Annotated in this window: 11 protein-coding genes; 8 read left to right on the top strand and 3 right to left on the bottom strand. The window is 68.5% G+C overall.

The window, feature by feature from the left end:
* Nucleotides 1-9: 9 nt before the first annotated feature.
* Nucleotides 10-912: a LysR family transcriptional regulator gene (locus BCO18175_RS33405; RefSeq protein WP_174917734.1), complete on the bottom strand. Its 903-nt coding sequence runs from the start codon at nucleotides 910-912 to the stop codon at nucleotides 10-12.
* A gap of 173 nt (nucleotides 913-1,085) precedes the next feature.
* Here BCO18175_RS33405 and BCO18175_RS33410 point away from each other — a divergent pair, with 173 nt between their 5' ends.
* The 3 genes from BCO18175_RS33410 (at nucleotide 1,086) to BCO18175_RS33420 (ending at nucleotide 5,549) form a co-directional block, all read left to right on the top strand.
* Nucleotides 1,086-2,837: an acyl-CoA dehydrogenase family protein gene (locus BCO18175_RS33410; protein WP_174987302.1), complete on the top strand. Its 1,752-nt coding sequence runs from the start codon at nucleotides 1,086-1,088 to the stop codon at nucleotides 2,835-2,837.
* On the top strand, nucleotides 2,834-4,030 hold the full coding sequence (locus BCO18175_RS33415) for a CaiB/BaiF CoA transferase family protein (RefSeq protein ID WP_174987304.1): 1,197 nt from the start codon (nucleotides 2,834-2,836) through the stop codon (nucleotides 4,028-4,030). The genes BCO18175_RS33410 and BCO18175_RS33415 overlap by 4 nt, the downstream gene beginning before the upstream one ends.
* A gap of 103 nt (nucleotides 4,031-4,133) precedes the next feature.
* On the top strand, nucleotides 4,134-5,549 hold the full coding sequence (locus tag BCO18175_RS33420; protein WP_174987306.1) for an MFS transporter: 1,416 nt from the start codon (nucleotides 4,134-4,136) through the stop codon (nucleotides 5,547-5,549).
* A 140-nt stretch (nucleotides 5,550-5,689) separates the two neighbouring features.
* Here the strand turns inward: BCO18175_RS33420 and BCO18175_RS33425 are convergent, their stop codons facing one another.
* Together BCO18175_RS33425 and argA are read right to left on the bottom strand one after the other, a co-directional pair.
* The gene (locus BCO18175_RS33425) at nucleotides 5,690-5,965 is read right to left on the bottom strand and encodes an oxidative damage protection protein (protein ID WP_006478357.1); all 276 of its coding nucleotides are present in this window, start codon (nucleotides 5,963-5,965) and stop codon (nucleotides 5,690-5,692) included.
* A gap of 49 nt (nucleotides 5,966-6,014) precedes the next feature.
* Nucleotides 6,015-7,394, bottom strand: a complete 1,380-nt coding sequence (gene argA / locus BCO18175_RS33430) for an amino-acid N-acetyltransferase (RefSeq protein ID WP_174987308.1) — start codon at nucleotides 7,392-7,394, stop codon at nucleotides 6,015-6,017.
* 23 nt (nucleotides 7,395-7,417) lie between these two features.
* On the opposite strand from argA, the gene hrpA reads away from it, so the two are divergent.
* The 5 genes from hrpA to BCO18175_RS33455 all read left to right on the top strand — a co-directional run bounded on the left by hrpA (nucleotide 7,418) and on the right by BCO18175_RS33455 (nucleotide 15,541).
* Nucleotides 7,418-11,629 carry an ATP-dependent RNA helicase HrpA gene (gene hrpA, locus BCO18175_RS33435; protein ID WP_174987310.1) on the top strand — a complete coding sequence of 1,404 codons (4,212 nt, stop codon included), beginning with the start codon at nucleotides 7,418-7,420 and terminating at the stop codon, nucleotides 11,627-11,629.
* A 180-nt stretch (nucleotides 11,630-11,809) separates the two neighbouring features.
* Nucleotides 11,810-12,799: a beta-propeller fold lactonase family protein gene (locus BCO18175_RS33440; RefSeq protein WP_089425787.1), complete on the top strand. Its 990-nt coding sequence runs from the start codon at nucleotides 11,810-11,812 to the stop codon at nucleotides 12,797-12,799.
* A 16-nt stretch (nucleotides 12,800-12,815) separates the two neighbouring features.
* Nucleotides 12,816-13,790, top strand: a complete 975-nt coding sequence (locus BCO18175_RS33445) for a sterol desaturase family protein (protein ID WP_174987312.1) — start codon at nucleotides 12,816-12,818, stop codon at nucleotides 13,788-13,790.
* Nucleotides 13,791-13,901: 111 nt separating this feature from the next.
* Nucleotides 13,902-14,729, top strand: a complete 828-nt coding sequence (locus BCO18175_RS33450) for an EI24 domain-containing protein (RefSeq protein WP_069248376.1) — start codon at nucleotides 13,902-13,904, stop codon at nucleotides 14,727-14,729.
* A complete protein-coding gene (locus BCO18175_RS33455) occupies nucleotides 14,726-15,541 on the top strand; it encodes a competence/damage-inducible protein A (RefSeq protein ID WP_174918836.1) in 816 nt (271 codons plus the stop codon). Before BCO18175_RS33450 ends, BCO18175_RS33455 begins: the two co-directional genes overlap by 4 nt.
* The last annotated feature ends 59 nt before the right edge of the window (nucleotides 15,542-15,600 follow it).

Consider the following 15,600-nt stretch of genomic DNA (forward strand, 5'->3'; position numbering starts at 1 on the left):
GCCGTGCGCTCAGCCCGCGAGCGCGGGCAGTGCGTCGATCGATGCGCGCACGTAATCCGCGAAGCGCAGCGCAACCGGTTCGGCGGTGCCGCTGCGCTTCAGCGCGAGCGTGCGCGATTCGAGCGACGCATCCTTCAGCGGCCGGAACGCGAGCCGGTCGCTCTTCACCTGCTGCAGCACGCGCGGCACGAGCGCGATACCCATTCCGAAGTCGACCATCGACAGGATGGTCTGCCACAGCCGTGCCTCGTGGCGGATCAGCGGGCTGAAGCCGGCATTCACGCACTGCGCGATGATCAGGTCGTGATAGTGGGGCGCCGCTTCGCGCGGGAACAGGATGAACGGCTCCGCGGCCAGCGCGGCGAGCGCGACCTGCTTGCGCTTCGCGAGCGGATGCGCGGCCGGCAGGCAGCAGACGAACGGTTCCGTGTAAACGGGCGTCGATTCGACCTCGGGCGGGAAGTGGCCCCAGTGCGCGTAGCCGAGATCGATCTGGCCGCGCTGGATCGCCTGCACCTGCGCCTGCGTGTTCATTTCGCTCAGCACGACCTCGACGCCCGGGTAGTCGGCCTCGAAGCGCCGCACGGCGTCCGGCAGCCCGCGATACAGCATCGAATGGACGAAGCCGATTCGCAGCCGGCCCGCGAGACCGGACGCGGAGCGCACCGTCAGGCGTTCGGCCTCGGCCGCCTGCAGCAGCAGCCGGCGCGCTTCGCCGAGCAGCACCTCGCCCGCGTTGGTCAGTGCGACGCTCTTGTTGGTGCGCGAGAACAGCTGGACGCCGAGCGCGTCCTCGAACTTGCGGATGTCGAAACTCAGCGCCGGCTGCGAGATGAACAGGCGCTTCGCCGCGCGCCCGAAATGCAGCTCCTCGGCGACTGCCACGAAGTAGCGCAACTGCCTCAGTTCCATGGTGTCTCCTCGCGGCGTCGGCATCGATAAGCGATATCTATCGTACCGGATAAATCCTGTATTGGACGCTTATCGATCGCGCGCCTACGCTCTGCGGAAGGCTTTGCACGGGATTGGCCGGGCGCCGCGGCGCCGCCTCCAGCCGACGTGCAGTCAACCCAGGAGACGCACGCATGAACGACACCGCTCGCACGCCGGACACCGGCGCATCCAACATCCCCGACAGCCGGGGCATCGATTTCTTCACAGCCGATCCCGACCTCGGCGCATTGCTGAAGCTGCATCTCGGCGATGCGCACTATGCCGAACTCGAGCCGCGGCTGCGCGCGCTCGGCGCACGCGTGTCGGGCGAGCTCGACGAATGGGCGTCGCGCGCGGACAAGCACCCGCCCGTGCTCGAGCACCGCAACCGGCGCGGCGAGGCCGTGCAGCGGATCGACAAGGATCCCGCGTATGTCGCGCTCGAACGCGTCGCGTATGCCGAGCTCGGGCTCGCGTCGCTGAGCCACGGATCCGAATCGGTTCCGCCGCTCGTCAAGTACGCGTTGACGTTCCTGTTCGTGCAGGCGGAATTCGGGCTGTGCTGCCCGGTCAGCATGACCGATTCGCTGACGCGTACGCTGCGCCGTTTCGGCGATCCGGCGCTCGTCGCGCGCTACCTGCCGATGCTTGCGTCGCGCGACTTCGACACGCTGTACCAGGGCGCGATGTTCATGACCGAGCAGGCGGCCGGTTCCGACGTCGGCCGGATCGCGACGCAGGCAACGCGCGAGACGGACGCGCACGGCGAGACCGTCTGGCGCCTGACCGGCGACAAGTGGTTCTGCTCGAACGCGGACGCCGATCTCGCGATGGTGCTCGCGCGGCCCGACGGCGCGCCGGACGGCATCAAGGGCCTCGCGCTGTTCCTGCTGCCGAAGACGCTGCCGGACGGCACGCGCAACCGCTACCGGATCGTGCGCCTGAAGGACAAGCTCGGCAGCCGTTCGATGGCGAGCGGCGAGATCGCGCTCGAAGGCGCTCAGGCGTACCTGATCGGCGAGATCGGCCGCGGCTTTCACCAGATGGCCGACATGATCAACATGTCGCGGCTGTCGAACGGCGTGCGCGCGGCGGGGCTGATGCGGCGCGCGCTGAACGAAGCGCTGCACGTCGCCGCGCACCGCGAGGCCTTCGGCCGCAAGCTGATCGAGATGCCGCTGATGCAGCGCCAGTTGCTAAAGATGCTGCTGCCGGCCGAGGCCGCGCGCGCGATGTTCATGCAGATCGCGCTGCTGCTGCCGCAGGCCGATGCGGGCGACGAGCAGGCCGCGCGCTGCGTGCGGATCCTGACGCCGCTGATCAAGTTCCGCGCGTGCCGCGATGCACGGCGCGTGACGGGCGATGCGATGGAAGTGCGCGGCGGCACCGGCTACATCGAGGAATGGAGCGATGCGCGCGTCGTGCGCGACGCGCATCTCGGCTCGATCTGGGAGGGCACGAGCAACATCGTCGCGCTCGATGTCGCGCGGGCCGCGCAGCGCGAGCACGCGCTCGACGCGCTGCGCACATTTCTTGGTGACCGCCTCGGCGCGGCGCCGCTGCCCGATGCGAGCCGTGCGGCGCTGCGGCGCATCGTCGCGCGCGCCTGCGACGCGCTCGCGCGGGTCGCGGCCGAAGGTGACGACGCTCGCGTGCGGCAGGCCGCGTCCGCGCTGTACTACGCAAGCGCGGCCGTGCTGATGGCGTGCGAGGGCGCGCGGCTCGCGCCGGATTTCCGGCGTCTCGCGCTCGCGCACCTGGTCGTGCGCCACAAGCTGCTGCCGGTCGATCCGCTCGCGCCGGCATCGCGCGACGACGAATCGGCCGCATACGACGCGCTGCTGCGCGGCACGCCGGTCGCGCTCGATACCGCGCTCGACCTGCTGCCGGAGGTCGAACGATGAGCACGACGCGTGGCGCACTGGACGGCCTGAAGGTCGTCGACCTGAGCCGTGTGCTCGGCGGCCCGTACTGCACGCAGGCGCTTGCCGACCACGGCGCGACGGTGATCAAGGTCGAACCGCCTTCCGGCGACGAGACGCGCGGCTGGGGGCCGCCGTTCCTCGGCGATACCGCCTGGTATTTCACGGGCGTGAACCGCAACAAGGAAGGGCTCGCGCTCGACCTGTCGCGCGAAGAAGGGCGCGCGATCCTGTGGCGCCTGCTCGACGAGGCCGACGTGCTCGTCGAGAACTTCAAGCCCGGCACGCTCGCGCGCTGGGGGATGGACTACGCACGCGACCTGCAGCCGCGTTTCCCTTGGCTGATCCACTGCGCGGTGACGGGCTTCGGCGACGACGGCCCGCTCGGCGGCCTGCCCGGCTACGACGCGGTGATCCAGGCGATGGCCGGGCTGATGAGCGTCAACGGCGAGCGCGACGGCGACGCGATGCGCATCGGTTTGCCGATCGTCGATATGGTCACCGGCCTCAATGCGCTCGCGGGCATCCTGCTGGCGCTCGCGGAGCGCGAGAAGAGCGGGCGCGGGCAGTCGATCGACATCGCGCTGTACGACTGCGGCGTGTCGCTGCTGCATCCGCACCTGCCGAACTTCTTCGGTTCCGGGCGCGAGCCGGAGCGCAGCGGCAACGCGCATCCGAACATCGCGCCGTACGACAGCTACCGCACGGCGACCGTGCCGATCTTCCTCGCGGTCGGCAACGACCGGCAGTTCGCGCGGCTCGTCGCGCATCTCGGCGTGCCGGCGCTCGCAAGCGATCCGCGCTTCGTCGACAACCGCAGCCGCTGCGCGCACCGGTCCGAACTGAAGGCCGAACTGGAGGCACGGCTCGCCGCGCACGCATGCGAACCGCTCGCGCGCGACCTGATGGCGGCCGGCGTGCCGTGCGGGCCGGTGCGAACGGTGGCCGACGTCGCGCACGATCCGCATGCGCTGCACCGGAACCTGTTCGTCGAGATCGGCGCATATCGCGGCACGGCGTCGCCGGTGAAGTTGTCGCGCACGCCGGCCACCTATCGTTCGCCGCCGCCCGCGTTGGGCGGCGACACGCGTGCGGTGCTCGATCGCCTCGGCGTCGATCCCGCGCTCCAGCAGCAACTGCTCGACGCCGGCGTGCTGAGGGAGGCCCCCGGCTAGGCGCCCTCGGCAGCTACGACGCCGCCGGCCGGCGGCGCCATGCCGGCCACCCGGGAAAGGCGCGCGACAGTCGCGCCCCCGAAACACAAACATGGAGACATCGATGAGCCGTCAGCAATCCCCGGCCGCCGCGCCGCAACCGCGGCCCGGCCGCGCCGCCTTCGCGGCGTTCGTCGGCACCACGATCGAGTGGTACGACTTCTACATCTACGGCACGGCCGCGGCGCTCGTGTTCGGCAAGGTGTTCTTTTCGAGCACGATGGATCCCGGCGTCGCGACGCTGCTTGCGTTCGTCACGTTCTGGGCCGGTTTCGCCGCGCGACCGCTCGGCGGCATCGTGTTCGGGCATCTCGGCGATCGTGTCGGCCGCAAGACCGCGCTCGTGATCACGCTGGTGATGATGGGGCTGGCCACGACCGGCATCGGCCTGTTGCCCGGCTATGCGCAGATCGGCGTATGGGCGCCGGCCGGCCTCGTCGTGCTGCGCGTGCTGCAGGGCATCGCGGTCGGCGGCGAGTGGGGCGGTGCGGTGCTGATCGCGAGCGAGAACGCGCCGAAGCATCGCAGCATCCTGTACGCGGCGTTCGCGCAGCAGGGCTCGCCCACCGGCAACCTGTTGGCCACGGCCGCGTTCTTCGCGCTGAGCGCGCTGCCGACCCCGTCATTCCTGATGTGGGGCTGGCGCATTCCGTTCCTGCTGTCGGCCGTGCTGGTGATCATCGGCATGGTGATCCGGCTGAAGCTCGAGGAGTCGGCCGACATGCAGCGCGTGCTCGCGCGCAAGCGTACCGTGAGGCTGCCGCTGCGCGACGTCGTGCGCGATCACTGGGTCGTCGTGCTGCTCGCGGCCGGCACGCTGCCGGTGATCAACGTCACGTACTTCCGCAGTACGTTTGCGCTGTCGTGGGCGACCAAGGAGCTCGGCTACGCGCAGGGCACGTTCCTCGGCATCCTGTCGATCTCGCTCGTCGTGCAGTTCCTGATGCAGCCGGTCGGCGCGTGGTTCGTGTCGAAGGTCGACATGCGCCGCGCGATGTGCTGGATCCTGATTCCGGAAATCGTGCTGATGCCCGTGATGTTCCATGCGCTCGCGACGCGTTCGTACTGGGTGGCCGTTGCGGGCATGTGCATCTCGACGATTCCGTCGGCGATGTTCTATGGCGCGGTCGGCGGCGTGCTCGCACGCGTGTTTCCGGCGAACATCCGCTACACGGGCCTGTCGCTCGCGTATCAGCTGAGCGCGCTCGTCGTCGGCGGCGGCACGCCCGTGCTCGCGCAGGCGATCCTCAATGCGACCGGCAGCATCGTCGGTGTCGCGGTTGCGTCGGGGCTTTACGCGTGCGTGTCGCTCGTCTGCATGGTGGCGCTGCTGAATCGCACCGGGTATCGCGCGGACGAACTGTCGACGGCCGAGCGCAGCGACGCGGCCGAATGGGGCGCCGAAGGCGGCAGCGAGGAACCTGCTGCAGGCGGGAACGCGCAGCCGGGCGAGGGCGGTGCGCTGAAGCCGGCCGGCTGAGCCGCACGGAATACCGCCCCGCGCGAGGCCGGAACACACCGAACGCGCGCCCAAAAGAAAACGGCACCGTGCGAAACACGGTGCCGCTTTCTCCGGAGCGCGTGGCCGGCAACTTGCGCCGGCCGCGCGCCAACGCGTCTTCAGCCTTCCGTCGGCGGCACGTAGCCGGACGCCTGGTCCGCGCCGTCGCCGAAGAAGTACTTCTCGGTCTGCTTCATCAGGTACTGGCGCGCGCGCGGGTCGGCCATGTTCAGGCGGTTTTCGTTGATCAGCATCGTCTGCTGCTTCAGCCAGCCTTGCCACGCTTCCTTCGAGACGCTCTCGTAAATGCGCTTGCCGAGTTCGCCCGGCAGCGGCGGGAAATCGAGGCCTTCGGCTTCCTTGCCGAGCTTCGCGCATTGGATCATTCGAGCCATCGTGTACTTCTCCTGTAATCGGACTGGGGGAGGGCAGTCGTGCCTGCGCTCAGAGCTGTTTCATCAGCACGAGCGACTTGCGCTGCCAGTTATAGAGTTTGCGGCGGTCTTCCGGCAGGTCGTCGACGCTGACCTTGACGAAGCCGCGCTTGAGGAACCAGTGCTCGGTGCGCGTCGTGAGCACGAAGATATGCGTGAGGCCGCGCGCGCGGGCGCGCTGCTCGATGCGCTTGAGCAGGCGTTCGCCGTCGCCCGAGCCTTGCGCTTCCGGCGCGACCGTCAGGCACGCCATCTCGCCGATCTTCTCCTGCTGGTACGGATACAGCGCCGCGCAGCCGAACAGCACGCCATCGTGCTCGATCACCGAGAAATGGTCGATGTCGCGTTCGATCTGGTGGCGGCCGCGCCGCACCAGCGTGCCGTCCGACTCGAGCGGCTCGATCAGCGACAGGATGCCGCCGACGTCGTCCGGCGTCGCTTCGCGCAGGCTTTCGAGGTTCTCGTACGAGATCATCGTACCGACGCCGTCGTGCAGGAACAGTTCGAGCAGCATGCTGCCGTCGAGTGATTGCGGAATCAGGTGCGCCCGGGTCACGCCGCCGCGGCATGCGCGGATCGAATGCTTCAGGAAGAATGCGTCGTCGCCCTGGACGTTGCCGGAATCGAGCAGCTCGGCCGCCGCATCGAGCGACATTTCGCGGATCAGTTCGCCTTCGTCGTCGACGATGCCGGGGCCTTCGGTCAGGAACACGATCTTGTCGGCGCGCAGCGCGATCGCGGCGGCCGAAGCCACATCTTCCATCGACAGGTTGAACGCCTCGCCGGTCGGCGAGAAGCCGAGCGGCGACAGCAGCACGAGCTTGCGGCTCGCGAGCGAATGACGGATCGATTCGGCGTCGATCTTGCGCACGATGCCCGTATGCGCGAAATCGACCCCGTCGAGAATCCCCACCGGCCGCGCGGTCACGAAGTTGCCCGACACGACGCTGATGTGCGCGTGCGCCATCGGCGAGTTCGGCAGACCCTGGCTGATCGCGGCCTCGATGTCGAGACGCACTTCACCGGCCGCTTCCTTCGCGGATTCGAGCGCGCGCGCATCGGTGATGCGCAGGCCGTGCGAAAACTCGGATTCGACACCGTGCAGGCTCAGTTGCTCCTCGACCTGCGGGCGCGAGCCGTGCACCAGCACGATCTGGATACCCATCGCCTGCAGCAGCGCGATGTCGGACACGAGCGCATTCAGCAGCCCCTGCTGCACCACCTCGCCGCCAAACCCCACGACGAACGTGCTGTTACGGAACTTGTGGATATAGGGCGCGACGGAGCGCATCCAGTCGACGAACTGCGCGTGACTGGCGGCCGAGTCGTCGGCAACCGGCGGCGTCGTGGCGCCGGTCTGGGCGGGAGGGAGGTCGGTTTGGGAATTCATGGGCGGGATTATAATGCGCCCCCATGTCGAATGTACCTAAAAGTCCCGCGCCGACGCGGGCCAAAGCGCCGTCGGCCCGGCACCCGGATGGTGCGGCCGATGCACGCCAGCAGCAGGGCCAGCCGCCGCGCCGGCCGCAGGAACAGCAGGCGGGCAAGCCTGCACACGCGCCGCGCGGGCCGCGCGGCGACGAACCGCGCGGCGACGCGCGTCAGGCGGCCGCGAAGGACGCGTCTGCAACGGGCGAGCGCGCGCCGCGCCGCGAGCGTCCGCCGCGCGCCGTCGTCGCACCGAACCCCGTCCCGCCGATCACGTACCCCGAAAGCCTGCCCGTGTCGGGCAAGCGTGATGAAATCGCGCGCGAGATCGCCGGTCATCAGGTTGTCATCGTCTGCGGCGAAACCGGCTCGGGCAAGACCACGCAGCTGCCGAAGATCTGTCTCGATCTCGGCCGCGGCCTCGGGGCCGGCGGCACGGGCCTGATCGGCCATACGCAGCCGCGCCGCCTCGCCGCGTCGTCCACCGGCCGCCGGATCGCCGAGGAACTCGGCACGCCGTTCGGCGAAGTGGTCGGCTACAAGGTGCGCTTTACCGACAATCTCGCGCCGGGCGCGTCCGTGAAGCTGATGACGGACGGCATCCTGCTCGCCGAGACGCAGACCGACCCGTTGCTGAAGGCGTACGACACGCTGATCATCGACGAGGCGCACGAGCGCAGCCTGAACATCGACTTCCTGCTCGGCTACCTGAAGGAAATCCTGCCGAGACGGCCGGACCTGAAGCTGATCGTCACGTCCGCGACGATCGACGCCGATCGCTTCGCGCGCCATTTCGGCACCGACGAGCGCCCGGCGCCCGTGATCGAGGTGAGCGGGCGGCTGTATCCGGTCGAGATGCGCTACCGCCCCGTGGCCGAGGATCGCCCGGCGGTGAAGCACGCCGAAGGCACGGGCGGCCGCGACCGCGTGAAGACCGCGCGCGAAGCCGAGCGCGACCTGATGGACGCGATCGTCGACGCGGTCGACGAGCTGTGCCGCGAAGGCCCCGGCGACGTGCTGGTGTTCCTGCCCGGCGAGCGCGAGATCCGCGAAGCGGCCGAGGCACTGCGCAAGCACCACCCGCCGCACACCGAGATCCTGCCGCTGTTCGCGCGACTCTCGGCGGCCGACCAGGACAAGGTGTTCAAGGCGTCGAACGCGCGCCGGATCGTGCTCGCGACCAACGTCGCCGAAACCTCGCTGACGGTGCCGGGCATCCGCTACGTCGTCGATACCGGCCTCGCACGCGTGAAGCGCTATTCGTACCGGAACAAGGTCGAGCAGCTGCAGGTCGAGTCGATCTCGCAGGCGGCCGCGAACCAGCGCGCGGGCCGCTGCGGCCGCGTGGCCGACGGCGTCTGCATCCGCTTGTATGAGGAAAGCGACTACCAGGCGCGCGCGCGCTTCACCGATCCGGAAATCCTGCGTTCGTCGCTCGCGTCGGTGATCCTGCGGATGAAGTCGCTGCACCTGACGGCGATCGAATCGTTCCCGTTCCTCGAGCCGCCGCCCGGCCGCGCGATCGCGGACGGCTACCAGTTGCTCAACGAGCTCGGCGCGGTCGACGACGACAACGCGCTGACGCCGCTCGGCCGCGAACTCGCGCGGCTGCCGCTCGACCCGCGCGTCGGCCGGATGATTCTCGCCGCGCGCGACCAGCAGTCGCTGCGCGAAGTGCTGATCATCGCGAGCGCGCTGTCCGTGCAGGATCCGCGCGACCGCCCGATCGAGGCGCAGGAGCAGGCCGACCAGGCACACCGTCGGTTCGCCGACGAGCGTTCCGAGTTCCTGCAGTGGCTGAAGATCTGGGCGTGGTTCGAAGAGGCGGTCGCGCACAAGAAGTCGAACCGCCAGCTCGTCGACGCATGCCGGCAGAACTTCCTGTCGCACCTGCGGCTGCGCGAGTGGCGCGACGTCCATTCGCAGCTGCTGACGGTCGTGCGCGAGCATGGCTGGCGGCTGAACGAAGTCGAGGCGACCTACGAACAGGTCCATCTGGCCCTGTTGACGGGCCTGCTCGGCAACCTCGGCATGAAGGCCGACGACGATCCGCACTATCTCGGCGCGCGCGGGATCAAGTTCTACCTGTGGCCGGGCTCCGTGCTGGCGAAGAAGGCCGGCCGCTGGGTGATGGCGGCCGAGCTCGTCGAGACGAGCCGGCTGTACGCGCGCTGCCTCGCGAAGATCGAGCCCGAATGGGTCGAGAAGATCGGAGCGCACCTGCTGAAGAAATCGCTGTCGGAGCCGCACTGGGAAAAGCGCCCGGCGCAGGTCAGCGCGTACGAGCGCGCGACGCTGTACGGGCTGCCGATCTACCACCGCCGGCGCATCGCGTTCGGCAAGCAGGATCCGTCGCGTGCGCGCGAGCTGTTCATCCGCGGCGCGCTGGTCGAAGGCGAGTTCGACACGAAGCTGCCGTTCTTCGCGCATAACCGCAAGCTGCTCGCCGACATCGAGCAGCTCGAGCACAAGTCGCGCCGCCAGGACGTGCTGGTCGACGACGAGCTGATCTACGCGTACTACGACCAGGCGATTCCGGAAGGGATTCACACGGGCGCCGCGTTCGAGCGCTGGTACCGCGACGAGGTGAAGAAGGGCGGCCAGGCGGAAGACAGGCAGCGCCTGCTGTACCTGTCGCGCGACGACCTGATGCGCCACGAGGCGGCCGGCGTGACGACCGAGCTGTTCCCGAAGCGCGCGACGATGGCCGGCGTCGAGATGGCGCTCACGTATCACTTCGAGCCCGGCACGCCGCGCGACGGCGTGACGCTCGCGGTGCCGCTGTATGCGCTGAACCAGGTCGACGCGCGCCGCTGCGAGTGGCTCGTGCCCGGGATGCTGAAGGAAAAGGTGCAGTTGCTGCTGAAATCGCTGCCGCAGAAGCTGCGCCGGCACTGCGTGCCGCTGCCCGAGTACGCGGCCGGCTTCGTCGAGCGGATGGGCCGCGAGCGCTTCGGCGCGGGCGGGCTCGTCGAGGCGCTGATCGCCGACGTGCGCGGCGAGACGCAGATCGCGATGAAAACGGCCGACTTCAAGCTCGAGACGCTGCCCGCGCACCTGTTCATGAACTTCAAGGTGATCGACGAGCACGGTCGCCAGCTCGCGATGGGGCGCAATCTCGCGCAGCTTCGCCAGGAGCTGGGCGCGCAGGCGCAGCAGCAGTTCCAGAAGATCGCGGCGGCGTCGACGATCGCGGCCGGCGGCGATGCCGATGACGGCCAGCCCCTAGGCCAGGCGCCGGCGGCGGTGGCTGCCGCCACGACCGGTGCCGCCGGCCGCAACGCGAAGGCCGGCAAGGGCGCGGCGCCGCAGACGGCCGCTCCGGCGGAAGCCGGCGCGACGGCGCTGTACGAGAACCTGACGACGTGGAATTTCGGCAAGCTGCCCGAGCTGCTGGAGATCCGCCGGCGCGGCCAGACGCTGTACGGCTACCCGGCGCTCGTCGATCGCGGCACGCACTGCGACGTCGAGGTGTTCGATTCCCCGGAGGAGGCCACGCGCATTCACCGGGCCGGCCTGCGGCGGCTGTTCGCGCTGCAGCTGAAGGAGCCGATCAAGTTCCTCGAGAAGAACCTGCCGGGCCTGCGCGAGATGGCGATGCAGTACATGTCGCTCGGCACGCAGGACGAGCTGCGCGACCAGCTGATCGACACGGCGCTCGACCGCGCGTGCCTGCAGGACCCGCTGCCCGACGACGACGCGAGCTTCCACGCGCGCCGCGACGAGGGCCGGAGCCGCCTGAACCTGCTCGCGCAGGAAATCGCGCGGCTGGTCGGCCAGATCCTGGCCGAATACGCGGGGCTCGTGAAGAAGCTGGCGCAGGCGAAGCCGTTCGCGCAGGCCCACGCGGACCTGCAGCAGCAGCTCGCCGCGCTGGTCGGCAAGCGCTTCGTGATCGATACGCCGTACGCGCAACTGGCGCACTTCCCGCGCTACCTGAAGGGGATCGCGCTGCGGATCGACAAGCTGAAGGCCGATCCGGCGCGCGACGCGAAGCAGTCGGTTGACCTGTTGCCGCTCGCCCAGCAATACCAGCGCGCGGTGTCGCAGCGCGGCGGCGTCGCCGATTCGCGGCTTGCGGAATTCCGCTGGCTGCTCGAGGAATTGCGGATTTCGCTGTTCGCGCAGGAACTGCGCACGCCGATACCTGTCTCTGTCAAGCGTCTGCACAAGGTCTGGGAGTCGATGCAGCGCTAGCGCAACATCGGTTACCCGGGCCCGCACCGGCGGCCGGCCCCGGCCGGCCGCGCGGCGCCTGCCGCGCCGGCCGACCGGGCCGCCGCGGCGTGCGTCGAAGTGGCGCAATGCCGGCTTCGGTCAACCGGCCGGGCCGGTTGAACGTTTTACAATGACGGTTGTTCCACGACGTGAGTCTTCATGCGCACTTTCCTTTCCCTCGGCCGCACGCTCGCGCTGGCCGCCGCCGTGCTGGCGCCCGCCGCACACGCGAATAACGTGATCATCCTCAACTCGGCCGAAGCGACGCTTTCACTGATCGACCAGCAGACCCGCGAAGTCGTCAGCACGATGCCGACCGGCAAGGAACCGCATCACTTGATGGCAACGCCCGACAATTCGTCGCTGATCGTTGCAAATTCGGTCTCGAACAGCCTGATGTTCCTCGATCCGAAGACGGGCAAGCTGCAGCGCACCGTCGAAGGGATCGACGATCCGTACCAGCTCGGCTTCTCGCCCGACCGCAAATGGTTCGCGGCGGCCGGCCTGCGGCTCGATCGAGTCGACATCTACGGCTACGACGGCCGCGACCTGAAGCTCGTGAAGCGCGTGCCGCTCGCGGTGATGCCGAGCCACCTTGCGTTCACGAAGGACAGCAAGACGCTGCTCGTGTCGCTGCAGGTCTCCGGCGAGATCGCGGCGATCGACCTGCCGACGCAGACGGTCAAGTGGAAGATGAAGGTCGGCAAGGTGCCGGCCGGCCTGTGGCTCACGCCGGACGACAAGTACCTGCTCGTCGGGATGACCGGCGCGGATTACGTCGCGGTGGTCGACTGGCGCAACCAGAAGGTCGTCAAGCAGATCTATACGGGCAAGGGCGCGCACAACTTCCGCTCGCTCGCCGACGGCACGCACGTCGCGGTGACGAACCGGGTCGCGAACACGATCAGCATCATCGACGAGAACACGCTCACCAACGTCGGCGACATCACCGGCCTGCTGCCGGGCCCGGACGACATGGAGCTGTCCGCCGACAAGAAAACGTTGTGGGTGACGTTCCGCTTCGCGAAGAAGGTCGGGATCATCGACCTGGCGTCGCGCAAGCTGGTGCAGACGATTGCCGTCGGCCGCTCGCCGCACGGCATCTATTTCTACGACCGCGCGCCGTGGCGCGCCGCGAACGGCGCGTGACGGGCGGGGGAGAACGATGCTGCACCTGATCGATGCGTTCGTATCGGACATCCAGACCTGGCTGTACGTCGACGTCGTGCAGCCGCTCCTCTTCAAGTTCAACCTGATGGACTATGACGAGGACACCTACGACGCGCTGTACTGGGTGATCGTCGGCGCGCTGCAGATGGTGCTGATGTTCGTGCTGCTGCGCCCGCTCGAGGCGCTGCTGCCCGTCGAGCGCTGGACGAACCGCCGGGCCGTGCGGGTCGACGTGATCTACACGGCGATCGCGAAGCTCGGCATCTACTCGCTGTTCTTCTTCTTCGCGCTGCAGCCGCTGTTCGACAACTTCCAGGCGTGGCTGCGCCTGCACGGCATCGCGAACCTCAACCTCGACTATCTGTGGCCGGGCGTGACGTCGAAGCCGATCGTCGCGTTCGCGATCTATCTCGTCGTGCTCGATTTCGCCGGCTACTGGTATCACCGCTGGCAGCACAAGTTCGGCATCTGGTGGGAGCTGCACGCGGTGCATCACAGCCAGCGCCAGATGTCGCTGTGGTGCGACGACCGCAACCACGTGCTCGACGACGTGATCCAGTCGTGCTTCTTCGCGGCGATCGCGCTCGTGATCGGCGTGACGCCGTCGCAGTTCGTCGTGCTCACCGCGGTCACGAACTTCATGCAGAGCATTCAGCATACGAATGCGCGGCTGTCGTTCGGCTGGCTCGGCGAGCGCCTGATCGTGAGCCCGATCTTCCACCGGCGCCACCACGCGGTCGGCTACGGCCACGAAGGCACGAAGTACGGCTGTAACTTCGGCGTGCTGTTCCCGTGGTGGGACATGATGTTCGGCACCGCGTCGTGGAACCGCACGGTCGAGCCGACCGGCATCCGCGACCAGGTCGAAGGCGTGTCCTACGGCGAAGGCTTCTGGGCGCAGCACGGCCTCGCGTTCGTGCGGATCTTCCGGCGCCTGTTCCCCGCCAAGCGCGGCGCGGCATCGGCCTGATCCGGCCATCTTCACGTTGAGCGGCTCTCCCACGCGGCCCGCATGTGCTTTGGCGCATGCGGGCCGCGTGGTTTATCCTTTCCCCGTTTTTCTCCGTCGATACAGGCTCGCATGAACGACTTGCTGCGTTCCTTCGTCCGGGCATTGGCGAGCGCACTGCATCCGCGCATGCTCTGGCTCACCCTGATGCCGTTTCTCGTCTCGGCCGTCCTGTGGGGCGTCGTGCTGTGGTTCTCGTGGCAGACGCTGCTGGACCTCGCACGCGGCGCGCTCGACGGCTTCGTGCTGACGGCCATGCTGTACCGCGCGTTCGACGCGATCGGCATGTCGCAGCTGCACGCGGTCGTCGCGCCGTTCGTGGTCGTGTCGCTCGCGATCCCGCTGATCGTGCTGACCGTGCTGCTGCTGATCGCGACGATTTCGATGCCGGTCGTGATCAAGCACCTGGCGAACCGGCAGTTCGCGGCGCTCGAGCCGAAACGGGGCGGCACCTTCTTCGGCAGCGTGTTCAATTCGCTGTGGGCGGCGCTGGCCGGCGTCGTCGTGCTGGTCGTCACGATCCCGCTGTGGCTGATTCCGCCGTTCTTCGCGCTGCTGCCGCCGGTGATCTGGGGCTGGCTCACGTACCGCGTGATGACCTACGACGCGCTCGCGCTGCACGCGAGCCGCGACGAGCGCCGGGCGCTCGTGCGGCAGCACCGCTGGCCGCTGATCGGCATCGGGGTCGCGACCGGGCTGCTCGGCACCGTGCCGACCTTCGTGTGGGTATCGTCGGTCTGGATGATGGTGCTGTTCCCGTTCGTCGCAGCGGCCATGATCTGGGTTTACGCTTTCATCCTCGTCTTCTCGGCGCTGTGGTTCGGGCATTACTGCCTGCGCGCGCTGGAGGACCTGCGTGCGAGTTCGCGCGCCACCGCAATCGACATGGGGCAGGCATGAGCATCGGCATCATCATCATCGGCGACGAAATCCTTTCGGGCCGCCGGCAGGACAAGCATCTGGCGAAGGTCATCGAGCTGCTCGGCGCACGCGGCCTCACGCTCGACTGGGCCGAGTACGTCGGCGACGATCCGGCGCGCATCACGGCGACCCTCGCGCGCGCGATCGCGTCGGGCGACATCGTGTTCTCGACGGGCGGCATCGGCGCGACGCCGGACGACCACACGCGCCAGTGCGCGGCCGCGGCGCTCGGCGTGCCGCTCGAGCTGCATCCGGACGCGAAGGTGCTGATTTCGGAGCGGATCCGCGAAACGCACACCGATCCGGCCACGCCGGTCGACTTCGATTCGCCGGAAAACCAGCACCGCTTCAACATGGGCGTGTTCCCGGTGGGCGCGACGATCATCCCGAACGGCTACAACCGGATTCCCGGGTTCTCGGTCGGCGACCTGCACTTCGTGCCGGGCTTCCCGGTGATGGCGTGGCCGATGATCGAATGGGTGCTCGATACGAAGTACGCGCACCTGCATCACGCAACGCCGCACGCGGAACGCTCGCTGTACGTGTTCGAGCTGCCGGAATCGACGCTCACGCCGCTGATGGAGCGCATCGAGCGCGATTTCCCGGGCGTGCGCGTGTTCAGCCTGCCGAGCGTCGGCGATGCGGAGCGCGGCGGGATCTACGCGCGCCGTCACATCGATCTTGGTGTGAAGGGCGAACCGGAAGCGGTCGCGGCCGCGTACGTGAAGCTGCGCGAAGGCGTGCACCTGCTCGGCGGCGACGTCGTCGAGCCCGATACGCCGCGCGCCTGAGCGGCCCCTCGATCAGCCGCACAAAAACCACGGGCCGCGCAACGCGGCCCGTCATCGGC

The organism is Burkholderia lata (assembly GCF_902499335.1).
Lineage (GTDB): Bacteria > Pseudomonadota > Gammaproteobacteria > Burkholderiales > Burkholderiaceae > Burkholderia > Burkholderia lata_B.

What these genes read in the sequence shown, in the direction of transcription:
- BCO18175_RS33445 (WP_174987312.1), top strand. Translation starts at nt 12,816, where the DNA reads ATGCTGCACCTGATCGATGCGTTCGTATCGGACATCCAGACCTGGCTG.
- BCO18175_RS33450 (WP_069248376.1), top strand. Translation starts at nt 13,902, where the DNA reads ATGAACGACTTGCTGCGTTCCTTCGTCCGGGCATTGGCGAGCGCACTG.
- BCO18175_RS33455 (WP_174918836.1), top strand. Translation starts at nt 14,726, where the DNA reads ATGAGCATCGGCATCATCATCATCGGCGACGAAATCCTTTCGGGCCGC.
- BCO18175_RS33415 (WP_174987304.1), top strand. Translation starts at nt 2,834, where the DNA reads ATGAGCACGACGCGTGGCGCACTGGACGGCCTGAAGGTCGTCGACCTG.
- BCO18175_RS33405 (WP_174917734.1), bottom strand. Translation starts at nt 912, where the DNA reads ATGGAACTGAGGCAGTTGCGCTACTTCGTGGCAGTCGCCGAGGAGCTG.
- hrpA (WP_174987310.1), top strand. Translation starts at nt 7,418, where the DNA reads ATGTCGAATGTACCTAAAAGTCCCGCGCCGACGCGGGCCAAAGCGCCG.
- BCO18175_RS33410 (WP_174987302.1), top strand. Translation starts at nt 1,086, where the DNA reads ATGAACGACACCGCTCGCACGCCGGACACCGGCGCATCCAACATCCCC.
- BCO18175_RS33440 (WP_089425787.1), top strand. Translation starts at nt 11,810, where the DNA reads ATGCGCACTTTCCTTTCCCTCGGCCGCACGCTCGCGCTGGCCGCCGCC.
- BCO18175_RS33425 (WP_006478357.1), bottom strand. Translation starts at nt 5,965, where the DNA reads ATGGCTCGAATGATCCAATGCGCGAAGCTCGGCAAGGAAGCCGAAGGC.
- BCO18175_RS33420 (WP_174987306.1), top strand. Translation starts at nt 4,134, where the DNA reads ATGAGCCGTCAGCAATCCCCGGCCGCCGCGCCGCAACCGCGGCCCGGC.
- argA (WP_174987308.1), bottom strand. Translation starts at nt 7,394, where the DNA reads ATGAATTCCCAAACCGACCTCCCTCCCGCCCAGACCGGCGCCACGACG.